The organism is Pseudomonas sp. GW822-FHT04C11, from assembly GCF_058800905.1.
Genome location: NZ_JBXAMS010000027.1, coordinates 1 through 17,794, shown reverse-complemented (window position 1 = coordinate 17,794; position 17,794 = coordinate 1). Strand labels below are relative to the sequence as shown.

Sequence of the window (17,794 nt, the reverse complement as noted above, 5' to 3'; positions counted from 1 at the left end):
GCTTGCAATGAACAAAACCGTTCGTATCGGCTGCGCCAGTGCCTTCTGGGGCGATACCTCGACCGCCGCCGCGCAATTGGTTGACGGTGCCCAGCTGGACTATCTGGTGTTCGACTATCTGGCAGAAATCACTATGTCGCTGCTGGCCGGCGCGCGAATGAAAGATCCCCAGGCCGGTTACGCGACCGACTTCGTCGAAGTCCTCAGCCCGCTCCTCAAGCAACTTTGCGAACAGAACATCCGCGTGATCAGCAACGCCGGCGGGGTCAACCCACTGGCCTGCGCAGCAGCGCTGCAAGCGGCGTGCGATAAAGCCGGTGTGCCACTGAAGATCGCCGTGTTGCTCGGTGATGACCTGCAACCGCAGTTCAAGCAATTGGCTACCAGCGGCATAAAGGAAATGTTCAGCGGCGCCCCACTGCCGCCAATGTGCGTGTCGACCAACGCCTACCTCGGCGCCCCCGGCATCGTCGAGGCGCTACGCCTGGGTGCGGACATCGTTATCACCGGCCGGGTGGTCGACAGCGCCGTGGTCAGCGCGGCATTGGTGCATGAGTTCGGCTGGTCATGGCAGGACTACGACAAACTGGCCCAGGCCGCGCTGGCCGGGCATCTCATCGAATGCGGCGCACAGTGCACCGGTGGCAATTTCACCGATTGGCGAAAGGTGCCCGACTACGAACACATCGGTTTCCCCATCGTCGAAGTCAGCGCCGACGGCCAGTTCATCGTCAGTAAACCCGAAGGTACCGGCGGTTTGGTCACACCGCTGAGCGTCGGCGAGCAACTGCTGTACGAAATCGGCAATCCTCGCGCCTATCTGCTGCCCGATGTGGTCTGCGATTTCAGCCTGGTCAAACTCCAGCAACACGCCAACAACGCCGTACACGTTCACGGCGCCAAAGGCTTGCCACCTCCCCGTCAATACAAGGTCTGCGCGACCTGGCCGGACGGCTTTCGCTGCACCGCCAGTTGCCTGATCGCCGGGATCGACGCGGTGGCCAAGGCACGTCGGGTGAGCCAGGCGATCATTGCCAAGACCTCGGAAATGTTCAGCCAACGCGGCTGGGCGCCCTACAGCGAAGTGAATATTGAGCTGCTCGGCAGCGAAGCGACTTATGGTCCGCATGGTCAGCGCCAGGACAGCCGCGAAGTAGTGATCAAACTGGCGGTGCGGCACCCAGACAAACAAGCGCTGATCCTGTTTTCCCGCGAGATCGCCCAAGCCGCCACCGGCATGGCGCCGGGGTTGACCGGAATCGTCGGAGGCCGGCCAACCGTGTACCCATTGATTCGTCTGTTCTCGTTCCTGATCGACAAAAATACCTGCGTGCTGGAAGTCGACCTGCAAGGCCAACGTTATCCCTGCGCCCTGCCTGCCCTCGATCACCTCGACGTTGCCGACCTGCCGCTGCCCTTTGATCCGCCCAAACCCCACGCTCGCGCCGACGCCAGTGTGGCGCTGGTGAAACTCGCGGTGGCGCGCTCCGGCGACAAGGGCAATCACAGCAACATCGGCGTCATGGCCCGCGCCCCCGAATACCTGCCGTGGATCGCCGAAGCACTGACACCTGCGGTGATCGTCGACTGGATGAGTCACGTGCTTGACCCGATCCACGGACGTGTCGAGCGCTGGTATTTGCCCGGTACTCACAGCCTGAACTTTCTCCTGGAAAACGCCCTCGGTGGCGGTGGCGTGGCCAGCCTGCGAATCGACCCGCAAGGCAAGGCGTTCGCCCAGCAGCTATTGGAAATCCAGATCCCGGTGCCGCAAGGCATCGCTGACCAAGTCAAGTAGAGGACGGTTGCCGTGGCCTTTGATTCGATATTCAAACCCGAGCTGTTTTCCGGCCAGACGATTATTGTCACCGGTGGCGGCAGTGGCATTGGCCGTTGCACCGCGCATGAGCTGGCGGCCCTCGGCGCTCATGTGCTGTTAGTCGGGCGCAAACCCGAGAAGCTGCAAAAGGTCGCGGCGGAAATCATCGAGGACGGTGGCAAGGCGGATTGGCAGGCCTGCGACATTCGCGATGAAGAAGCGGTCACGCAATTGGTCGGGCAACTGATCAAGGACCACGGGCCGATTCATGGCCTGGTCAATAATGCTGGCGGCCAATACCCGGCGCCCTTGGCCTCGATCAATCAGAAAGGATTCGAAACCGTGCTACGGACCAATCTGGTGGGCGGGTTCCTGATGGCTCGGGAGGTGTTCAATCAGTCAATGAGCAAGCACGGTGGCAGCATCGTCAACATGCTTGCCGACATGTGGGGTGGCATGCCCGGCATGGGCCATTCGGGCGCGGCGCGTTCGGGCATGGACAACTTCACCAAGACCGCCGCAGTCGAATGGGGTTACGCCGGGGTGCGGGTCAACGCGGTGGCGCCTGGCTGGATTGCCTCCAGCGGCATGGACACCTACGAAGGTGCGTTCAAAGCGCTGATCCCGACCCTGCGCGAACACGTGCCGCTCAAGCGGATTGGCACTGAATCGGAAGTCAGCGCGGCGATCGTTTTCCTGCTGAGCCCGGCGGCGGCCTTTATCAGTGGCAGCACACTGCGGATCGACGGTGCGGCGAGCCTCGGCGGTCGCGCCTGGCCACTGCACAAGGCGCAGCACAGTGAATCCTTCAATGGCTTTCACCGCGCAGGCTTACCCGATGTGCTCAAGGGCGAGGACTGATCCATGCCACAGATTGAATCGCAACTCGACATCCACAGCCGGCAGTTTGCGCAGAACCGCGAGGCGATGTTGAGCAACATCGAACAGTTCCGCCAGTTGGAACGCAACCTGCTGGCCAAAGCCGCAGAGGCCAAACCGAAATTCGACAAACGCGGGCAACTCCTGCCTCGCGCACGGCTGAACCTGCTGCTCGATCCTGGCGCACCGTTTCTTGAGCTGGCGAGCCTGGCCGGCTACAAACTGCACGACGACAAGGACGGCAGCCAGGCCGGTGGCGGGTTGATCGCCGGAATTGGTTATGTGTCCGGTGTGCGGGTGCTGGTGGTCGCCAATAACAGCGCGATCAAGGGCGGCACCATTTCTCCCAGTGGCCTGAAGAAATCCCTGCGCCTGCAACAGATCGCCATGGAAAACAAACTGCCGGTGATCACCCTCGCCGAGAGTGGCGGCGCCAATCTCAATTACGCCGCGGAGATTTTCGTCGAGGGTGCGCGCAGTTTCGCCAATCAGGCGCGGATGTCGGCCATGGGTTTGCCGCAAATCACCGTGGTGCACGGTTCGGCCACCGCTGGCGGCGCTTATCAGCCTGGGCTCTCGGACTACGTGGTGGTGGTGCGCGGCAAGGCCAAGCTGTTTCTCGCCGGCCCCCCACTGCTCAAGGCCGCTACCGGCGAAGTCGCCACCGATGAAGCACTCGGCGGCGCCGAGATGCACGCGCAAATCGCCGGCACCGCCGAGTACCTGGCCGAAAACGATACCGACGGCGTGCGCCTGGTACGCGAAATCGTCAGCCTGTTGCCGTGGAATGCGCAGTTACCACAACGCAGCGCCGAACACTGGGACGAACCGCTCTACCCCATCGACGAACTGCTGGGGCTGATTCCCGACGATCCGAAAAAGCCCTACGACGTGCGCGAGATCATTGCGCGCATCGCCGATGGCTCGCGCTTTCTCGAGTTCAAGGGCGAGTTCGATCAGCAAACGATGTGCGGTCATTTGAAGATCCAGGGGCGGCCCTGCGGTTTCATCGGCAACAACGGTCCGATCACCCCGCAAGGTGCCAGCAAGGCCGCGCAGTTCATCCAGCTCTGCGACCAGAGCCAGACACCGCTGCTGTTTTTCCATAACACCACCGGTTTCATGGTCGGCACCGAATCGGAACAGCAAGGGGTGATCAAACACGGCGCGAAGATGATTCAGGCTGTCGCCAACGCCCGGGTACCGAAGCTGACCATGGTGGTCGGCGGCTCTTACGGCGCCGGCAACTATGCAATGTGCGGCCGCGGGCTCGACCCGCGTTTCATCTTCGCCTGGCCCAACAGCCGCACCGCCGTGATGGGTGGCGCCCAGGCCGGCAAGGTGCTGCGCATTGTCAGCGAAGCCAGGCAGGCCAAGGACGGTTTGGTCCCGGACCCGAAGATGCTCGACACGCTGGAACAGGTCACCGCGCAAAAACTCGACAGCCAGTCCACCGCACTCTACGGCAGCGCCAACCTGTGGGACGACGGGCTGATCGATCCACGCGATACGCGCACCTTGCTCGGCTATCTGCTGGATATCTGCCATGAGGCCGAGGTTCGTCAGTTGCAACCGAACAGTTTCGGTATCGCACGTTTTTGAGGCTCTGATCACCACCCGATTTAGGGAGAACAATAAAAATGATCTTCACCCAGGAACACGAAGAACTGCGCCGTACTGTCCGTCATTTTGTCGACCGTGAAATCAACCCGTACGTCGATGAATGGGAAAAAGCCGGGCGCTTTCCGATCCACGAGATTTTCCGCAAGGCCGGTGCGCTCGGTCTGTTGGGGATTTCCAAACCGGAAAAATTCGGTGGCATGGGCCTGGACTACAGCTATTCGATTGTCGCCGCTGAAGAGTTCGGGACCATTCATTGCGGCGGGATTCCGATGTCGATTGGCGTGCAGACCGACATGTGCACCCCGGCCCTCGCCCGTTTTGGCTCCGACGAGCTGCGTGAAGAATTCCTCCGCCCGGCGATCACCGGTGAACAGGTCGGCTGCATCGGCGTCTCGGAAGTCGGTGCCGGCTCTGATGTCGCCGGGCTGAAAACCACCGCGCGCAAGGACGGCGGCGACTACGTGATCAACGGCAGCAAAATGTGGATCACCAACTCCCCAAGCGCCGACTTCATCTGCCTGCTGGCCAACACCTCGGACGACAAGGCGCACATCAACAAGTCGTTGATCATGGTGCCGATGAACAGCCCCGGCATCAGCCTCAGTTCGCCTCTGGACAAACTCGGCATGCGCAGTTCGGAAACCGCCCAGGTATTTTTCGACAATGTGCGCGTGCCGCAACGTAACCGCATCGGCCATGAAGGCGCAGGCTTCATGATGCAAATGCTGCAGTTTCAGGAAGAACGCCTGTTCGGTGCGGCGAACATGATCAAGGGCCTGGAATACTGCATCGACAGCACTATCGAGTATTGCAAGGAGCGCAAGACCTTTGGCACTGCGCTGATCGACAACCAGGTGATTCACTTCCGCCTCGCCGAGCTTGCAACCGAAATCGAATGCCTGCGGGCGCTGGTCTACCAGGCCACCGAGCAATACGTCAAAGGCCAGGACGTCACGCGCCTGGCGTCCATGGCCAAACTCAAGGCCGGGCGGCTGGGCCGGGAAGTCAGCGACAGTTGCCTGCAATACTGGGGTGGCATGGGCTATATGTGGGACAACCCGGTGGCCCGTGCCTACCGCGATGTACGGCTGGTGTCGATTGGCGGCGGCGCCGACGAGATCATGCTGGGGATCATCTGCAAATTGATGGGCATCCTGCCCGGGAAGAAAAAATGACCACCTTGCCCGTTTGCCAGACCCTGCTGCTGGAACTGCACAACGGCGTTCTGCACCTCACCTTGAACCGGCCAGACTGCCGCAACGCCATGAGCTTGCAGATGGTCGCCGAATTGCGCGCGGTACTCGCGGCGGTGCGCGATGACCGGGACATCCGCGCGATAGTGCTCGGCGGTGCCGGCGGGCATTTTTCTGCCGGCGGTGATTTGAAAGACATGGCCAATGCCCGCGCTCAAGGTCAGCAGGCCTACCGCGAATTGAACCGCGCGTTTGGCGCCCTGCTCGAAGAAGCCCAGCACGCGCCGCAAGTGCTGATCACGGTGTTGCAAGGCGCGGTGCTCGGCGGCGGCTTCGGTCTGGTGTGTGTCAGCGACATTGCACTGACCGATCACAACGCCCAGTTCGGCTTGCCGGAAACCAGCCTCGGCCTGCTGCCGGCGCAAATCGCACCGTTCGTGGTCCAGCGTATCGGCCTCACTCAGGCACGACGCCTGGCGCTGACCGCCGCGCGTTTTGACGGGCATGAAGCGCGGCGTCTGGGGCTGGTGCATTTTGTCGAACACGATGCCCAAGCCTTGGCCGAACGTCTGGATGCGGTGCTCGCGCATGTGCTGTGCTGCGCGCCTGGCGCCAATGCCGCGACCAAGGCCTTGTTGCTGGCCAGCACCGAACAGTCCATGGGACCGTTGCTCGACCAGGCAGCCGATTGGTTCAGTGAAGCCGTGACCGGGGCGGAAGGTGTCGAAGGGACGATGGCCTTCGTACAAAAGCGCAAACCGGGTTGGGCGCCATAGGAGCAAAGCTTGCTCGCGATGAGGCCCTCACATACCGCCTACCCCAAGGGAACCCACAAATGCCCACCCTGCGCAAAATCCTCATCGCCAACCGCGGTGAAATAGCCTGCCGCATCCAGCGTACCGCCCAGGCGTTGGGCTATCGCACGGTGGCGGTGTTCAGCGATGCCGACGCCGACGCTCTGCATGTGCGCATGGCCGATGAAGCGGTCAACATCGGCCCCGCTGCTGTTGCCCAGTCCTACCTGAACAGTGCGGCGATCATCGACGCTGCATTGCGCAGCGGCGCGGACGCGATCCATCCCGGCTACGGCTTCCTCTCGGAAAACGCTGAATTCGCCACGGCATGCGCCCAGGCCGGCATCACCTTTATCGGTCCGGATCCTGCGGCCATCGAACTGATGGGCAGCAAACGCCTGTCGAAAATTGCCATGCTTGCCGCTGGCGTGCCGTGCATCGGCGGTTACCAAGGAGCGGAGCAGGATGACGCTACCCTCAGCCGCGAAGCCGAACGCATTGGCTATCCGCTGATGATCAAGGCCAGCGCCGGCGGCGGTGGGCGCGGCATGCGCCTGGTGCACACTGCGGATGAATTGCTTGCGCAGATCCGCACCGCACGCTCCGAAGCCCTGCACGCGTTTGGCAGCGACGAGTTGATTCTCGAACAAGCGCTGATCGAACCGCGCCATGTCGAGATTCAACTGTTCGGTGACCAGCATGGCAACCTGATCTACCTCGGCGAGCGCGACTGCTCGATCCAGCGTCGCCATCAAAAAGTCATCGAAGAAGCGCCGTGTCCGGTGATGACAGCCGAATTGCGCGACGCCATGGGCGAGGCTGCGCTGAAGGCCGGACGCGCGGTGAATTACGTCGGCGCCGGCACCGTGGAGTTCTTGCTCGATGCGCGGGGGCAGTTTTACTTTCTGGAGATGAACACCCGCCTGCAGGTCGAGCACCCGGTGACCGAGATGATTACCGGCCTGGACCTGGTGGCCTGGCAACTGGATGTCGCCGCTGGGTTACCGCTGCCGTTGCGCCAGGAACAGGTCGAACTCAAGGGCCACGCGATGGAGGTGCGTCTTTACGCCGAAGATCCGGCGCAGGATTTCCTGCCCCAGACCGGGCGCATTATGCGTTGGGAACCGGCCCTCGCGGACGGGGTGCGCATTGACCACGGCTTGCTTGAGGGTCAGCAGGTCAGCCCGTTTTACGACCCGTTGCTTGGCAAAATCATCGCTTACGGCGCCACCCGCGAGGAGGCTCGGCGCAAGTTACTGCGGGCAGTCCAGGACAGTGCCTTGCTGGGCTTGCAAACCAATCAGCGTCTGCTCGCCGGTTTGCTGGAGCATCCGCAGTTCATCACCGGGACCTTCAATACCGGGTTCATCGCACAACACTTCGCCGATCACCCAAGCCTCCACTCGCACGCGCCCACAGCCGAAGAGCTGGCTATCGCCACGGCGCTGTTCTATCAGCAGTCCGCTGGCGCTCATCCGCCAGGACTTGCCGGTTGGCGCAACAACGCCAACGCGCCGCTGTTGCAACAGATCGGCCTCAACGGCGATCGTTGGTCAACCGAAGTGACGGCCCTGCCCGACGGGCAACTGAGCATTCAAGTCGCCGGGGAAACGCTGCAACTGAAACTACTCGATATCAACGCCCGCTCGGCCAACCTGGAAATCAACGGCATTCGCCGCCGCTACGCCTATCAACTGGCCGCCGGACAACTGTGGTTGTTCACTCGCCCCGGCAGCTTGCTGCTGCAAGACCAGACATTGGCGCCCGTCAGCGGCCAGGTCGGCACCAGCACCGGCACGCTGAAAGCCCCGATGGATGGTGCGATTGTCGACGTACTGGTCAGTGAAGGCTCATCGGTGACCAAGGGGCAGCTGTTGCTGGTGCTGGAGGCAATGAAAATGGAGCACCCGCTCAAGGCTGGCATCGACGGTGTGATCAAACGGCTGCAGGTCAGCCCCGGCGATCAGGTAAAAAATCGTCAGATTTTGTTGGAGGTTGAATAAGCCGCTAGGCGGATCCATCGCATTTGGCTACGCTCAGCCTCATCAGGACGCGGACACCAGGAAACCTGCGATGCCTCATTGGCTGGTAATTGATCTCGAAGCGACCACCGATGACGGTGGCTGGCCAGTAACCGAGATGGAAATCATCGAAATCGGCGCCACCCTGGTCAATCGCGCAGGCCGCGAACTGGACTACTTCCAGCGATTCGTTCGGCCCCTGCGACGACCGCTGCTGACCCCTTTCTGTCGCGAACTGACCCACATAACCCAAGCCAATATCGACGCTGCCCAGCCACTGACCGAGGTCTGGCCGCTGTTCGAGCGCTGGCTCGGCCAGCATCATACGCGCCTTGAAGGTTGGGCCAGCTGGGGCGATTACGACCGACAACAACTGCTTCAGGAATGGCGAAGCCTGCAACTCGATAGTGCCCTCAGCCGAGTCCCCCACATGAACCTGAAGCAACGCTTTGCCAAGGCCCGTCGACTGGAGCGGCCGTTGGGGCTCAATGGCGCTCTGCAATTGGCGGGTATGCAATTTACCGGTCAACAGCACCGGGCGCTGGAAGATGCACGTAATACTGCGCGGTTGTTACCGCTGATTCTTCCGGCCTGATCCTTGAGGGCAACAGGTGACGGACGAAAAGGCCTTGTGCATACTGGCCGGCCTTTTTAGCCCATTTCGAGGAATCGCCCATGTTTAAAGTCAACGAGTACTTCGACGGCACCGTCAAGTCGATTGCCTTCGGCACCGCTGAAGGTCCGGCCACCATTGGCGTCATGGCACCGGGCGAATACGAATTCGGCACCAGCCAGCGTGAGATCATGCACGTGGTTTCCGGGGCCCTGACCGTCAAACTGCCTGACAGCAGCGACTGGGAAACCTTCGCCGCCGGCAGCCAGTTCAACGTACCGGCCAACAGCAAGTTCCAGCTGAAAGTCGCCGTCGACACCGCTTACCTGTGCGAATACCGCGGCTAAGCGTTTCACCGCGATAAAAAAATGCCCGTGTCGAAAGACACGGGCATTTTTCATTCCAGCATTACAGCCTCATTCGAGAATCTCTACCGGCATGCCGACTTCGAGCCGGCCATTGCCGTCGTTGACCAGGTTCTGGCCAAACATCGCGCCATCCTCTTGCGCACGGTATTTCTGCAGCGTCGCCAAGGGTTCACGGTCGTCACTGCGCTCACCGGTTTGCGGGTCGATGGTGGTGAGAATGCAGCGTGAACACGGCTTGACCACACGAAACTCGACATCGCCAATGCGAATGCGCTTCCAGCCGTCCTCGGCAAATGCCTCGCTGCCCTCGATCACCAGATTCGGTCGAAAACGCAGCATCTCCAGTGGACGGCCGACCCGTTGCGACAAGTCCTCAAGCGACGCCTGACCAATCAACAACAGCGGAAAACCGTCGGCAAAGGCGACTTTATCGTCCTCCTTGCCGTAGCCGGCCTGAGTGGTACGGGCCAGCGCCTCGGGCACCTGCACCAATCGGGTAGGTTTGCCAATGAATTCACTGACCCAGGCGCCGGCAGCCTCCCCCGCATCGGGAACTCGCAAGGTATCGCGCCAGATGGTCACGCCACGCAGTTCAGCGTCGCTGGCAGGCAAGGCAATATCGATCGACGAGTGACCGGGTGCACTGAGCGTCAGACCGCCGGAGGTATTCCACAACGCCGACAACTGGCTCATTCCCGATTCCGCACGTTGTGTCAGGAAACGTCCGCTGGCCTCGTCCACCAGCATCCAGCGTCGATCCCCCTCCAGCCCCAGTTTGTCCAGGCTGGCCTGTTGCAGGATTTCGCCCTTGCCGGACTTGAGTGGATAACGGTAAAGCGCGCTCAGACGCAACATGGCCAGCTCCCTGGTGGGCAAAAGCGCCACGATATACGAGCCGGCTGATGAATCAAAGAAGCACATCACGGGCAGATATCCTGCCTGCCCGTGACGTTCCGTCAGGCCGGGACTGCGTCGAGCATCAGGCGCTGGCGCACCACGTCGACCAGTTTGTCTGGCTGGAATTTCGAGAGGAAGTTGTCACAACCGACCTTCTTCACCATCGAGTCGTTGAAGCTGCCGGACAGCGAGGTATGCAGGACGACGTACAGGCCGCGCAAGCGTGGATCGTTGCGAATCTCGGTAGTCAGGCGGTAACCGTCCATCTCGGGCATTTCCGCGTCGGTGAAGATCATCAGCAATTTGTCGGTCATGACCACACCCGTATCGGCCCAGGCCTTGAGCATGTTCAGCGCCTTCAGACCGTCACTGGCGATGTGCATTTTCACCCCGAGCTGACCCAGGGTATCGCGCAACTGGGACAGGGCAACATTGGAGTCGTCCACCAGCAGCACTTCACGACCGCGGGCGCGCTCCAGCACCGGGTCTTCGAGCTTGTCACGCGAAACCTTGGCGTTGTAAGGCACGATCTCGGCGAGTACTTTTTCGACGTCGATGATCTCCACCAGTTGATCATCGACCTTGCTGATGGCCGTCAGGTAATGCTGGCGCCCGGCACTGGTTGGCGGCGGCAGAATAGCTTCCCAGTTCATGTTGACGATGCGATCGACGCCACCGACCAGGAAGGCCTGCACCGAGCGGTTGTACTCGGTCACGATGATGGTGCTGTTGGGCCCCGGCACCAGCGGTCGCATGCCGATGGCCTGGGACAGGTCGATCACCGGCAATGTCTGGCCACGCAGATTGACCACACCACAGACAAACGGGTGACGCTGCGGCATCAACGTCAGCTTTGGCAATTGCAGGACTTCCTGCACCTTGAAGACGTTGATTGCAAATAACTGCCGACCGGCCAGGCGAAACATGAGAATTTCCAGGCGATTCTCACCCACCAGCTGTGTGCGTTGATCTACTGTGTCGAGAATGCCGGCCATTGATGACTCCTGGGCTTTTCTGATGAATTCACTAAAGAAAGTTATCGGCGGATCTCACGCAATCTTGACCCGCAAACAAAATGCCACGCAAAGGAATTGATGTCACATTAACATCATGCTCTACTGAAGCGGCTATTTCATCCACTGCACAACCCTGCGCGCGACCCGTCTTTGCGTGTCAAGTTCCGTGACATCAGGGAATCCCCTAGCCGCAATCGGGATCAGCCTGATATTCGCGATATCCAATAGCCATTAATGTGACGCCATTCTCACTGCATGAATGGAGTCAGGCTTTTGTCTGTGATCGAAGTACCGTTGCCGAGCTCTTTTTTCAGCCCGCCGGGTTACGCACCTCATGCCTCACGGCTAATGGGTTCGGCACCTCGTTACGCTGTCAATCAGGCTCGCTCCATCGGGGCATTCGCGTCGAACGCAAACAGACCGTTCATCGTCAACAGCAAAAAATCAGAACTGCCCTACAGATTCCGGTCGTGGTCCGGCAGTACCTTACGCCCGTTCGCCATACGGCTGATTGCATCACCTGACTTGATGTCGTGGAGAAAAGCATGCTGAACGATCGTAAAAACCGGAATCAGCGACTGCCCGAATTCTTGATCGAGGCAGAAACCCTGCTGGCCAAATCCGAGGAATGCCTGAGCCACCTGCAACTGATCAACAATGATCAGGACGCCATCGATTGCATGCTGAACACACTGTTCACCCTGGCCAACCGGGCCGATGCATTGGCACTGCGGGCGGTATCCGAGTTCTCGATGTGCATTCACGCCTTGCTCAACGGTGCACGCAATCAAATCGACCTGAACGACCAGGCACTGTGTGCCTTGAAAGAGTGCTTCACATTGATGGCCTGGCAACTTGAACTGGTCGACCTGACTACCGGCCAACTCAGCCTCGATGACGCCGAACAGCTATCGTTGATCGAAGCCTTCGCGATGGAAATTGGCCGTGCCCCGACGCGCCTGGCATTACCCACCAAGCCATTCGCATGCGTTCCGCTTTCGGCAAGACATGCCTGAGTTGCATCAGATAATGCATGGCATCGTTTGATAATTTTTAACACTTCCAGCAACAACGCTTTCGCGTCGCAATTGAATACTTCATATCTTTTAACGTCAGAATCAAATTAATAACCCAAGCATTAGTTGCCGACTTCCGACCTCCTGAGCTACCCGTCCAGAGCGCTGCAAACTGATTAGTGACGTAATGAGTCATGCTGGACGCTCAGTCACCAGCCCATGACCGCCAACGTGGAGCATATGTCCAGCAACGGCTAAATTCCTGACCCTTTGGACATATATAGCGAACGCGACCAACGGTATGTTAAGTGGTATTATGCGGCCCAATTAGTTGGTTCTGCGCTATGGCACTCTGACTTCAGGCGGAGCCTATCCCCTTGTACAGTGCAACACTCGATTTTGACAATCAGACTGCGCTAACTTGAAGCTCACTATTCAATTACCAGCATTTTCCACACAGAGACCCGTCAGCCATCGTGACCGGTCTGCCCGCAGCGAACATTCATTGGCTCCATCCGCTATGTACGCCAGCCTCAAGTCAGTCGCCTCTTGGCCACCCTCCCGAAAAAGCGTTCGCCGGTTCACACTGCTGCTGTGCCTGTGCTCTGCGGTGGGCAGCCTGCTGGTTTACTGCCTGTCCAGCCAATTTCCAGTCGCACTGCTGATATTGAATCTCGCGGCAGCCACCAGCGTCTGGGTGCAGTATTGCAGTTCGCGAAAATCGATCAGGTTCCAGCCTCAGGAACTGGCCGATCGTTTGCTGGAAGTACAGGAAAACGAACGCCATCGGCTCAGCCGTGAACTCCACGACGACATCGGCCAATTGCTGACGGCGGCAAAGCTGCAAAGTGAATGGCTCAAGCGACGTCAGCCCGAAGAACTGCAAAGCCATTGCACCCTGCTCTGCGACACGCTGGAAGAAACCCTGACCAAAGTTCGTGATGTCTCGGCCATTCTCAATCCAAGACAACTCACCAGCCTTGGCCTTGAAGCCAGTTTGCGTGCACATCTGCTCAAAATGCTGGCCAATACTGCCGTGAACTGGAGCCTTGAATGCCAGCAGCGCCTGACCGGTATTCCAGAAGAAATGGCGGTGGCGGCGTTTCGGATTTCTCAGGAAGCCGTCACCAATATGCTGCGTCATGCCCAAGCCAAAAACCTGCTGATTCGCCTGCAACGTCTGCCCCAAGGACTGGCGCTGTTTATCAGCGATGACGGACTGGGCTTTTCTCCAGCCACCCATCCTGGTCGTGAAGGGCAACGCGGAATGGCCGGCATGTCGGAGCGGGTCGAACAACTGGGCGGCACCTTGAGCGTCATCAGCGAGCCCGGCAAGGGTACGCAGATCGAAGCACTTTTCCCCTGGGCGCCCCGCGCGCTCGAACGAGCCAGTACGAATAAGGTTCAACATTGACTTGTAACTTGCTTCTGGTGGATGACCACTCGCTGATCAGAGCCGGCGTGCGTGCGCTGGTTCTGGACATTCCCGGTTACGCCGTCATTGGTGAAGCCAATGATGGTGCACAACTGCTCGAAATGGTCGAGAAGCTAAGCCCCGACATCATCCTGCTGGATATATCCATGAAGGAAACCGGCGGGCTCGAGGCTCTGCAAAGACTCAAGGCCGTACGCCCACAAAGCAAAGTGCTGATCCTGTCGATGCACACCGACCCGACGCTGATCATGCAAGCCCTGGAGTCAGGCGCTCACGGCTATCTGCTCAAGGACACCACCGCCACGGAGCTGGAACACGCGCTCGAAGCCTTGCGCAACAACGAACGCTACCTGAGCCCGGCCATCGCTCACACCGTGATCAACCAGGCGCTGGTGCGTGCCCAGAAAAGCCGGCCAGAACCCGTCGACACCCATAATCTGACGGCTCGCCAGCTAGAGATTCTGCGCTTGATCGTGCGTGGCAAATCCACTCGCGAGATTGCCAATGGTTTGGGCCTGAGCATCAAAACGGTGGAAACCCATCGCTCTCAGATCATGAAGCGCTTGCAGATCTTCGATGTCGCGGGCCTGGTACTGTTTGCCGTGCGCGAGCAAATCATCAGTCTCGACGATTAGGCCAGATGCAACGCCCTGTAGTGCCTATCCCTCAGGCATTCAGAAGCGTCCTACATGTCGACTTTTTTCTTACAAGTCATGATGAATATGCCCAATTGACGGTCATTTGGCATTGGTACACCTTGTGACTGCAGTTATCAGGCAACAGCAAAAAATCCACAAGGATGTGCACGCAATATGACCAGGGTCTATCAGGCAAGGAGCCATGCACTTAATGCAAAGCCATGACTTACGATTTCCAGCGAACCGGGATGCGCCTCCAAACACCGGCCACCCCGCTCACCCAATTGAATGCAATTGCACCGTCAACACACCTGGAGTGAACGACATGGAACCGCGCGTTGTAGAGCTGGAGACCCACCTCAAGTACATCCGCAGAGATATGGAAGAGGTCCGAAACAACGTCAAGTCCATCAAGCACAGGCTTGCCTACTCGGCAGGCGCTGCGGCGGTGATCATCAGCCTGCTCGGCTGGATTGCCAACAGCCGCTTCGATCAACTCGTGACGCTACTTAACGTATAACCTGCACCACGAAACACCAGGCCCGACGTGATCCATACCGGGCCTGGTGCTGGCGAGGCTGTAGTGCGCAAAGACCTAGCCCAGCACTTCACTCAGGGGGATGAAGTTCACCCAATCACCCTCGACCAACGTGCGATCTTCCAGCACTTCAACCAGCCCTTCAGCCCAAGCGGCACTGCGCAAAACACCCGAGCTCTGATTCTTGTAGATAATTGCCCGCCCATGCTCCAGACGACCGCGCAGGTATTCACGGCGATTGCCGGCCTTGGACCAGGCGAATCCTGCCGGAACCTGAAACTGCAAAGGCCGAATCTCTCTCACGCCTTGGCGGCGTAACAGATAAGGGCGTGCCAACAAGGCGAAGGTCACCAGTGTCGACGCAGGATTGCCAGGCAACCCAATCACCGGCACGCCTCGAAAATGCCCGAACGTCAGTGGTTTCCCCGGCTTGATGGCCAATTTCCACAAGGCCAGTTCGCCCTCTTCGCGCAGCGCAATACCCAGGAAATCCGCCTCGCCTACCGATACACCGCCCGTAGACAGGATCAGGTCGACATCCCCCAGTTCGGCGAGCCGATTGCGAGTGGCCTGCAAATCGTCCGGCAGAATCCCCGCATCGATCACTTCGCAGCCTAAACGCTGCAACCAACTGCACAGCAATACCCGATTGCTGTTATAGATCTGACCCGGACCGAGGGCTTGCCCAGGCTCGACCAACTCGTCTCCGGTGGACAGCACCGCAACCCGTACCTTGCGCACGACTTCTAGTTCTGCACACCCCAGTGACGCTGCCAAACCTTGCTCGATGGGACCCAGGCGCGTACCGGCGGTCAATACCTGTTCACCCACCGTGGTTTCCTGACCTTGTGGGCGAATGTTTTGCCCTGCGCGCATCGGCTCGGTAAAACGTACCCGTTGGTCCGCCTGGACCTCGGCGTTTTCCTGCATTTCTACGCAGTCTGCACCCGCTGGCACCGGGGCACCGGTGAAGATCCGTGCGCATGTACCGGGGGCCAATGGCTCCGGGGCTTGCCCGGCAAAAATCTTCTGGCTGACCACCAGTGGCTCGCCAGTCCAATCGGCCAGGCGCAAGGCATAACCATCCATGGCGCTGTTGGGCCATGGCGGCAGATCAAGGGTCGATACCAGGTCCTCGGCAAGAACGCGGCCCTGGATCGCGGCCAACGGCAATCGTTCACGCTCGAGGATTGGCGACGCCTCAGCCATTTCCAGCAAGCGTGCCAGCGCCACTTCGACGGGCATCAAGCTGCCGGTCTTGCCCGGCTTACCCACGGGATTCACAGGGTGCCGCCTGTTTCAAGTGAGCGACGAAGTTACACGGACGATGCCGCGAATCCAGTTGCTCCGCGAGAATCCCGTCCCAACCGGTTCGCACCGCATTGGTAGAACCCGGCAGACAGCAGACCAGCGTGCCATTGGCCAACCCTGCCAATGCACGCGATTGCACCGTCGAGGTGCCGATGTCCGCAACCGAGATCTGCCGAAACAGCTCGCCAAATCCGTCGACCTGCTTATCCAGCAGGCAACTGACAGCTTCCGGTGTACTGTCACGACCGGTAAAACCCGTACCGCCCGTAATCAGCACCACTTGCACGACGTCGTCAGCGATCCATGTCGCGACTTGCGCGCGAATTTTGTAGAGGTCATCTTTAAGCAGAATACGCGCGGCCAGGTTATGCCCGGCAGCACTGAGGCGGTCAACGAAGACCTGTCCCGAGGTATCGGTTTCCAGCGTGCGGGTATCACTGACAGTCAGCACCGCAATGTTCAGCGGGGCGAAAGGTACATCAGCCTTGGCTTTCATAGGCTCGTCCAGTTGTAGGAGAAACAGCCCGGTGTTATATCACAGCGCCTCATTTTTTCAGCGCACCGATGGAGATGCAGCATGACCTCGAACTTCCAGTTGCCGCCCTGCTCCATCCTGCTTCTGGCGGGAGGACGTGGTCAGCGCATGGGCGGTCAGGACAAGGGGCTGCTGGTGTGGCAAGGCCTGCCTCTGATTGCTCATCTGCATCACCTGACTCGAGGCTTGAGCGATGACCTGATCATTTCCTGCAACCGCAATATGGAAAAATACGCGCTTTATGCCGACCAGTTGGTGCATGACGACAATAGCGACTTCCCGGGCCCCTTGGCTGGCATTCGCGCCGGGTTGGCGGTCGCGCGACATCCCCATCTGATGGTACTGCCCTGCGACGTGCCGCGCATTGATGCCCAACTGCTCACGGCCATGCGAGAAGCCGCCCGCCAACAGCCGGACAAACCCTTGATGCTACGCCAGGGCGAGCATTGGGAACCGTTGCTGTGCATTATCCCTGTAGCGCTGGCAGGCGAGTTTGAAAACGCCTGGAACGAGGGTGAACGCAGCCCCGGACGCATCATGCGCAACCTGGGTGCCATCGCACTGCAATGCCCCGAAAACGATCGACGCCTGGCCAACCTGAATACACCTGAACTGTTAAGCCTGCACAGCAACGTGCCAGAATGAGGCCAACCAAGGAACTTGCACGCCAGGCATACGTCTCAGCCCAGTACTCAAAAGAATTCATATTCGGAGAAATCACATGACTCATCGGACCCTCGCCACTCTCATGCTCGCACTGGGCCTCGCTACCCTCGCCGGTTGCTCATCGCCCGCGGTGATCACCTTGAATGACGGTCGCGAGATCCAGTCGGTCGACACCCCCCACTTCGATTCCAAGTCGGGCTTTTACGAATTCGAGCAACTAGATGGCAAGCAAACCCGCATCAACAAAGATCAGATTCGTACCGTTAAAGACCTGTAAGCCTCACGGCGACAGCCTGGTACAGATAAAGCCCGCCAGTGTGCGCAATGCTACTCACTTAAGCCGATGTTTCAGGCTCAACCGCAGTTGTGGCGAGGGAGCTTGCTCCCGCTGGGGCGCGAAGCGGCCCTGAATTGGGCCTGCTACGCAGTCCA

The 17,794-nt window shown here is 59.5% G+C and carries 18 protein-coding genes; 14 read left to right on the top strand and 4 right to left on the bottom strand.

Annotation, left to right across the window (positions count from 1 at the left end; translation table 11 throughout):
- The first annotated feature begins 7 nt into the window (after positions 1-7).
- The 8 genes from AC1RJ3_RS28725 (at position 8) to ppnP (ending at position 9,289) form a co-directional block, all read left to right on the top strand.
- Positions 8-1,798, top strand: coding sequence for an acyclic terpene utilization AtuA family protein (locus tag AC1RJ3_RS28725; RefSeq protein ID WP_493081828.1), 1,791 nt, complete (start codon positions 8-10; stop codon positions 1,796-1,798).
- 12 nt (positions 1,799-1,810) lie between these two features.
- Positions 1,811-2,680, top strand: coding sequence for an SDR family oxidoreductase (locus tag AC1RJ3_RS28720; RefSeq protein WP_493081826.1), 870 nt, complete (start codon positions 1,811-1,813; stop codon positions 2,678-2,680).
- Between the two features lie 3 nt (positions 2,681-2,683).
- The gene (gene atuC, locus AC1RJ3_RS28715; RefSeq protein WP_347929372.1) at positions 2,684-4,300 is read left to right on the top strand and encodes a geranyl-CoA carboxylase subunit beta; all 1,617 of its coding nucleotides are present in this window, start codon (positions 2,684-2,686) and stop codon (positions 4,298-4,300) included.
- A gap of 38 nt (positions 4,301-4,338) precedes the next feature.
- The gene (gene atuD / locus AC1RJ3_RS28710) at positions 4,339-5,496 is read left to right on the top strand and encodes a citronellyl-CoA dehydrogenase (protein WP_347929371.1); all 1,158 of its coding nucleotides are present in this window, start codon (positions 4,339-4,341) and stop codon (positions 5,494-5,496) included.
- Positions 5,493-6,290: an enoyl-CoA hydratase/isomerase family protein gene (locus tag AC1RJ3_RS28705; protein WP_103319818.1), complete on the top strand. Its 798-nt coding sequence runs from the start codon at positions 5,493-5,495 to the stop codon at positions 6,288-6,290. Before atuD ends, AC1RJ3_RS28705 begins: the two co-directional genes overlap by 4 nt.
- Positions 6,291-6,349: 59 nt before the next feature.
- Positions 6,350-8,311 (top strand): acetyl-CoA carboxylase biotin carboxylase subunit, encoded by a 1,962-nt coding sequence (locus AC1RJ3_RS28700; RefSeq protein WP_347929370.1) that lies wholly within the window; start codon positions 6,350-6,352, stop codon positions 8,309-8,311.
- A gap of 70 nt (positions 8,312-8,381) precedes the next feature.
- Positions 8,382-8,924 carry a 3'-5' exonuclease gene (locus tag AC1RJ3_RS28695; RefSeq protein ID WP_054596389.1) on the top strand — a complete coding sequence of 181 codons (543 nt, stop codon included), beginning with the start codon at positions 8,382-8,384 and terminating at the stop codon, positions 8,922-8,924.
- Between the two features lie 80 nt (positions 8,925-9,004).
- Positions 9,005-9,289 (top strand): pyrimidine/purine nucleoside phosphorylase, encoded by a 285-nt coding sequence (gene ppnP / locus AC1RJ3_RS28690; protein ID WP_007940055.1) that lies wholly within the window; start codon positions 9,005-9,007, stop codon positions 9,287-9,289.
- 69 nt (positions 9,290-9,358) lie between these two features.
- On the opposite strand, the gene AC1RJ3_RS28685 is transcribed toward ppnP, so the two are convergent.
- Together AC1RJ3_RS28685 and AC1RJ3_RS28680 are read right to left on the bottom strand one after the other, a co-directional pair.
- Positions 9,359-10,165, bottom strand: a complete 807-nt coding sequence (locus tag AC1RJ3_RS28685; protein WP_103319856.1) for an MOSC domain-containing protein — start codon at positions 10,163-10,165, stop codon at positions 9,359-9,361.
- Positions 10,166-10,266: 101 nt separating this feature from the next.
- Positions 10,267-11,202, bottom strand: a complete 936-nt coding sequence (locus AC1RJ3_RS28680; protein ID WP_054596387.1) for a chemotaxis protein CheV — start codon at positions 11,200-11,202, stop codon at positions 10,267-10,269.
- Positions 11,203-11,768: 566 nt separating this feature from the next.
- On the opposite strand from AC1RJ3_RS28680, the gene AC1RJ3_RS28675 reads away from it, so the two are divergent.
- The 4 genes from AC1RJ3_RS28675 (at position 11,769) to AC1RJ3_RS28660 (ending at position 14,832) form a co-directional block, all read left to right on the top strand.
- Positions 11,769-12,239: a hypothetical protein gene (locus AC1RJ3_RS28675; RefSeq protein WP_054596386.1), complete on the top strand. Its 471-nt coding sequence runs from the start codon at positions 11,769-11,771 to the stop codon at positions 12,237-12,239.
- A gap of 520 nt (positions 12,240-12,759) precedes the next feature.
- Complete coding sequence (locus tag AC1RJ3_RS28670; RefSeq protein ID WP_054596385.1) at positions 12,760-13,653, top strand: sensor histidine kinase; 894 nt, start codon at positions 12,760-12,762, stop codon at positions 13,651-13,653.
- Positions 13,650-14,309, top strand: coding sequence for a response regulator (locus AC1RJ3_RS28665; protein ID WP_054596384.1), 660 nt, complete (start codon positions 13,650-13,652; stop codon positions 14,307-14,309). Before AC1RJ3_RS28670 ends, AC1RJ3_RS28665 begins: the two co-directional genes overlap by 4 nt.
- Positions 14,310-14,523: 214 nt before the next feature.
- Positions 14,524-14,832 (top strand): hypothetical protein, encoded by a 309-nt coding sequence (locus AC1RJ3_RS28660; RefSeq protein ID WP_493081821.1) that lies wholly within the window; start codon positions 14,524-14,526, stop codon positions 14,830-14,832.
- A gap of 75 nt (positions 14,833-14,907) precedes the next feature.
- Here AC1RJ3_RS28660 and AC1RJ3_RS28655 read toward each other — a convergent pair whose 3' ends face one another.
- Both AC1RJ3_RS28655 and moaB read right to left on the bottom strand, forming a co-directional pair.
- A complete protein-coding gene (locus AC1RJ3_RS28655; protein WP_493081850.1) occupies positions 14,908-16,095 on the bottom strand; it encodes a molybdopterin molybdotransferase MoeA in 1,188 nt (395 codons plus the stop codon).
- A gap of 22 nt (positions 16,096-16,117) precedes the next feature.
- On the bottom strand, positions 16,118-16,657 hold the full coding sequence (moaB, locus tag AC1RJ3_RS28650) for a molybdenum cofactor biosynthesis protein B (RefSeq protein ID WP_054596381.1): 540 nt from the start codon (positions 16,655-16,657) through the stop codon (positions 16,118-16,120).
- An 81-nt stretch (positions 16,658-16,738) separates the two neighbouring features.
- On the opposite strand from moaB, the gene mobA reads away from it, so the two are divergent.
- Both mobA and AC1RJ3_RS28640 read left to right on the top strand, forming a co-directional pair.
- Positions 16,739-17,341, top strand: a complete 603-nt coding sequence (mobA, locus tag AC1RJ3_RS28645) for a molybdenum cofactor guanylyltransferase MobA (protein ID WP_103319807.1) — start codon at positions 16,739-16,741, stop codon at positions 17,339-17,341.
- A gap of 76 nt (positions 17,342-17,417) precedes the next feature.
- The gene (locus AC1RJ3_RS28640; RefSeq protein ID WP_054596379.1) at positions 17,418-17,639 is read left to right on the top strand and encodes a YgdI/YgdR family lipoprotein; all 222 of its coding nucleotides are present in this window, start codon (positions 17,418-17,420) and stop codon (positions 17,637-17,639) included.
- Positions 17,640-17,794 lie beyond the last annotated feature (155 nt).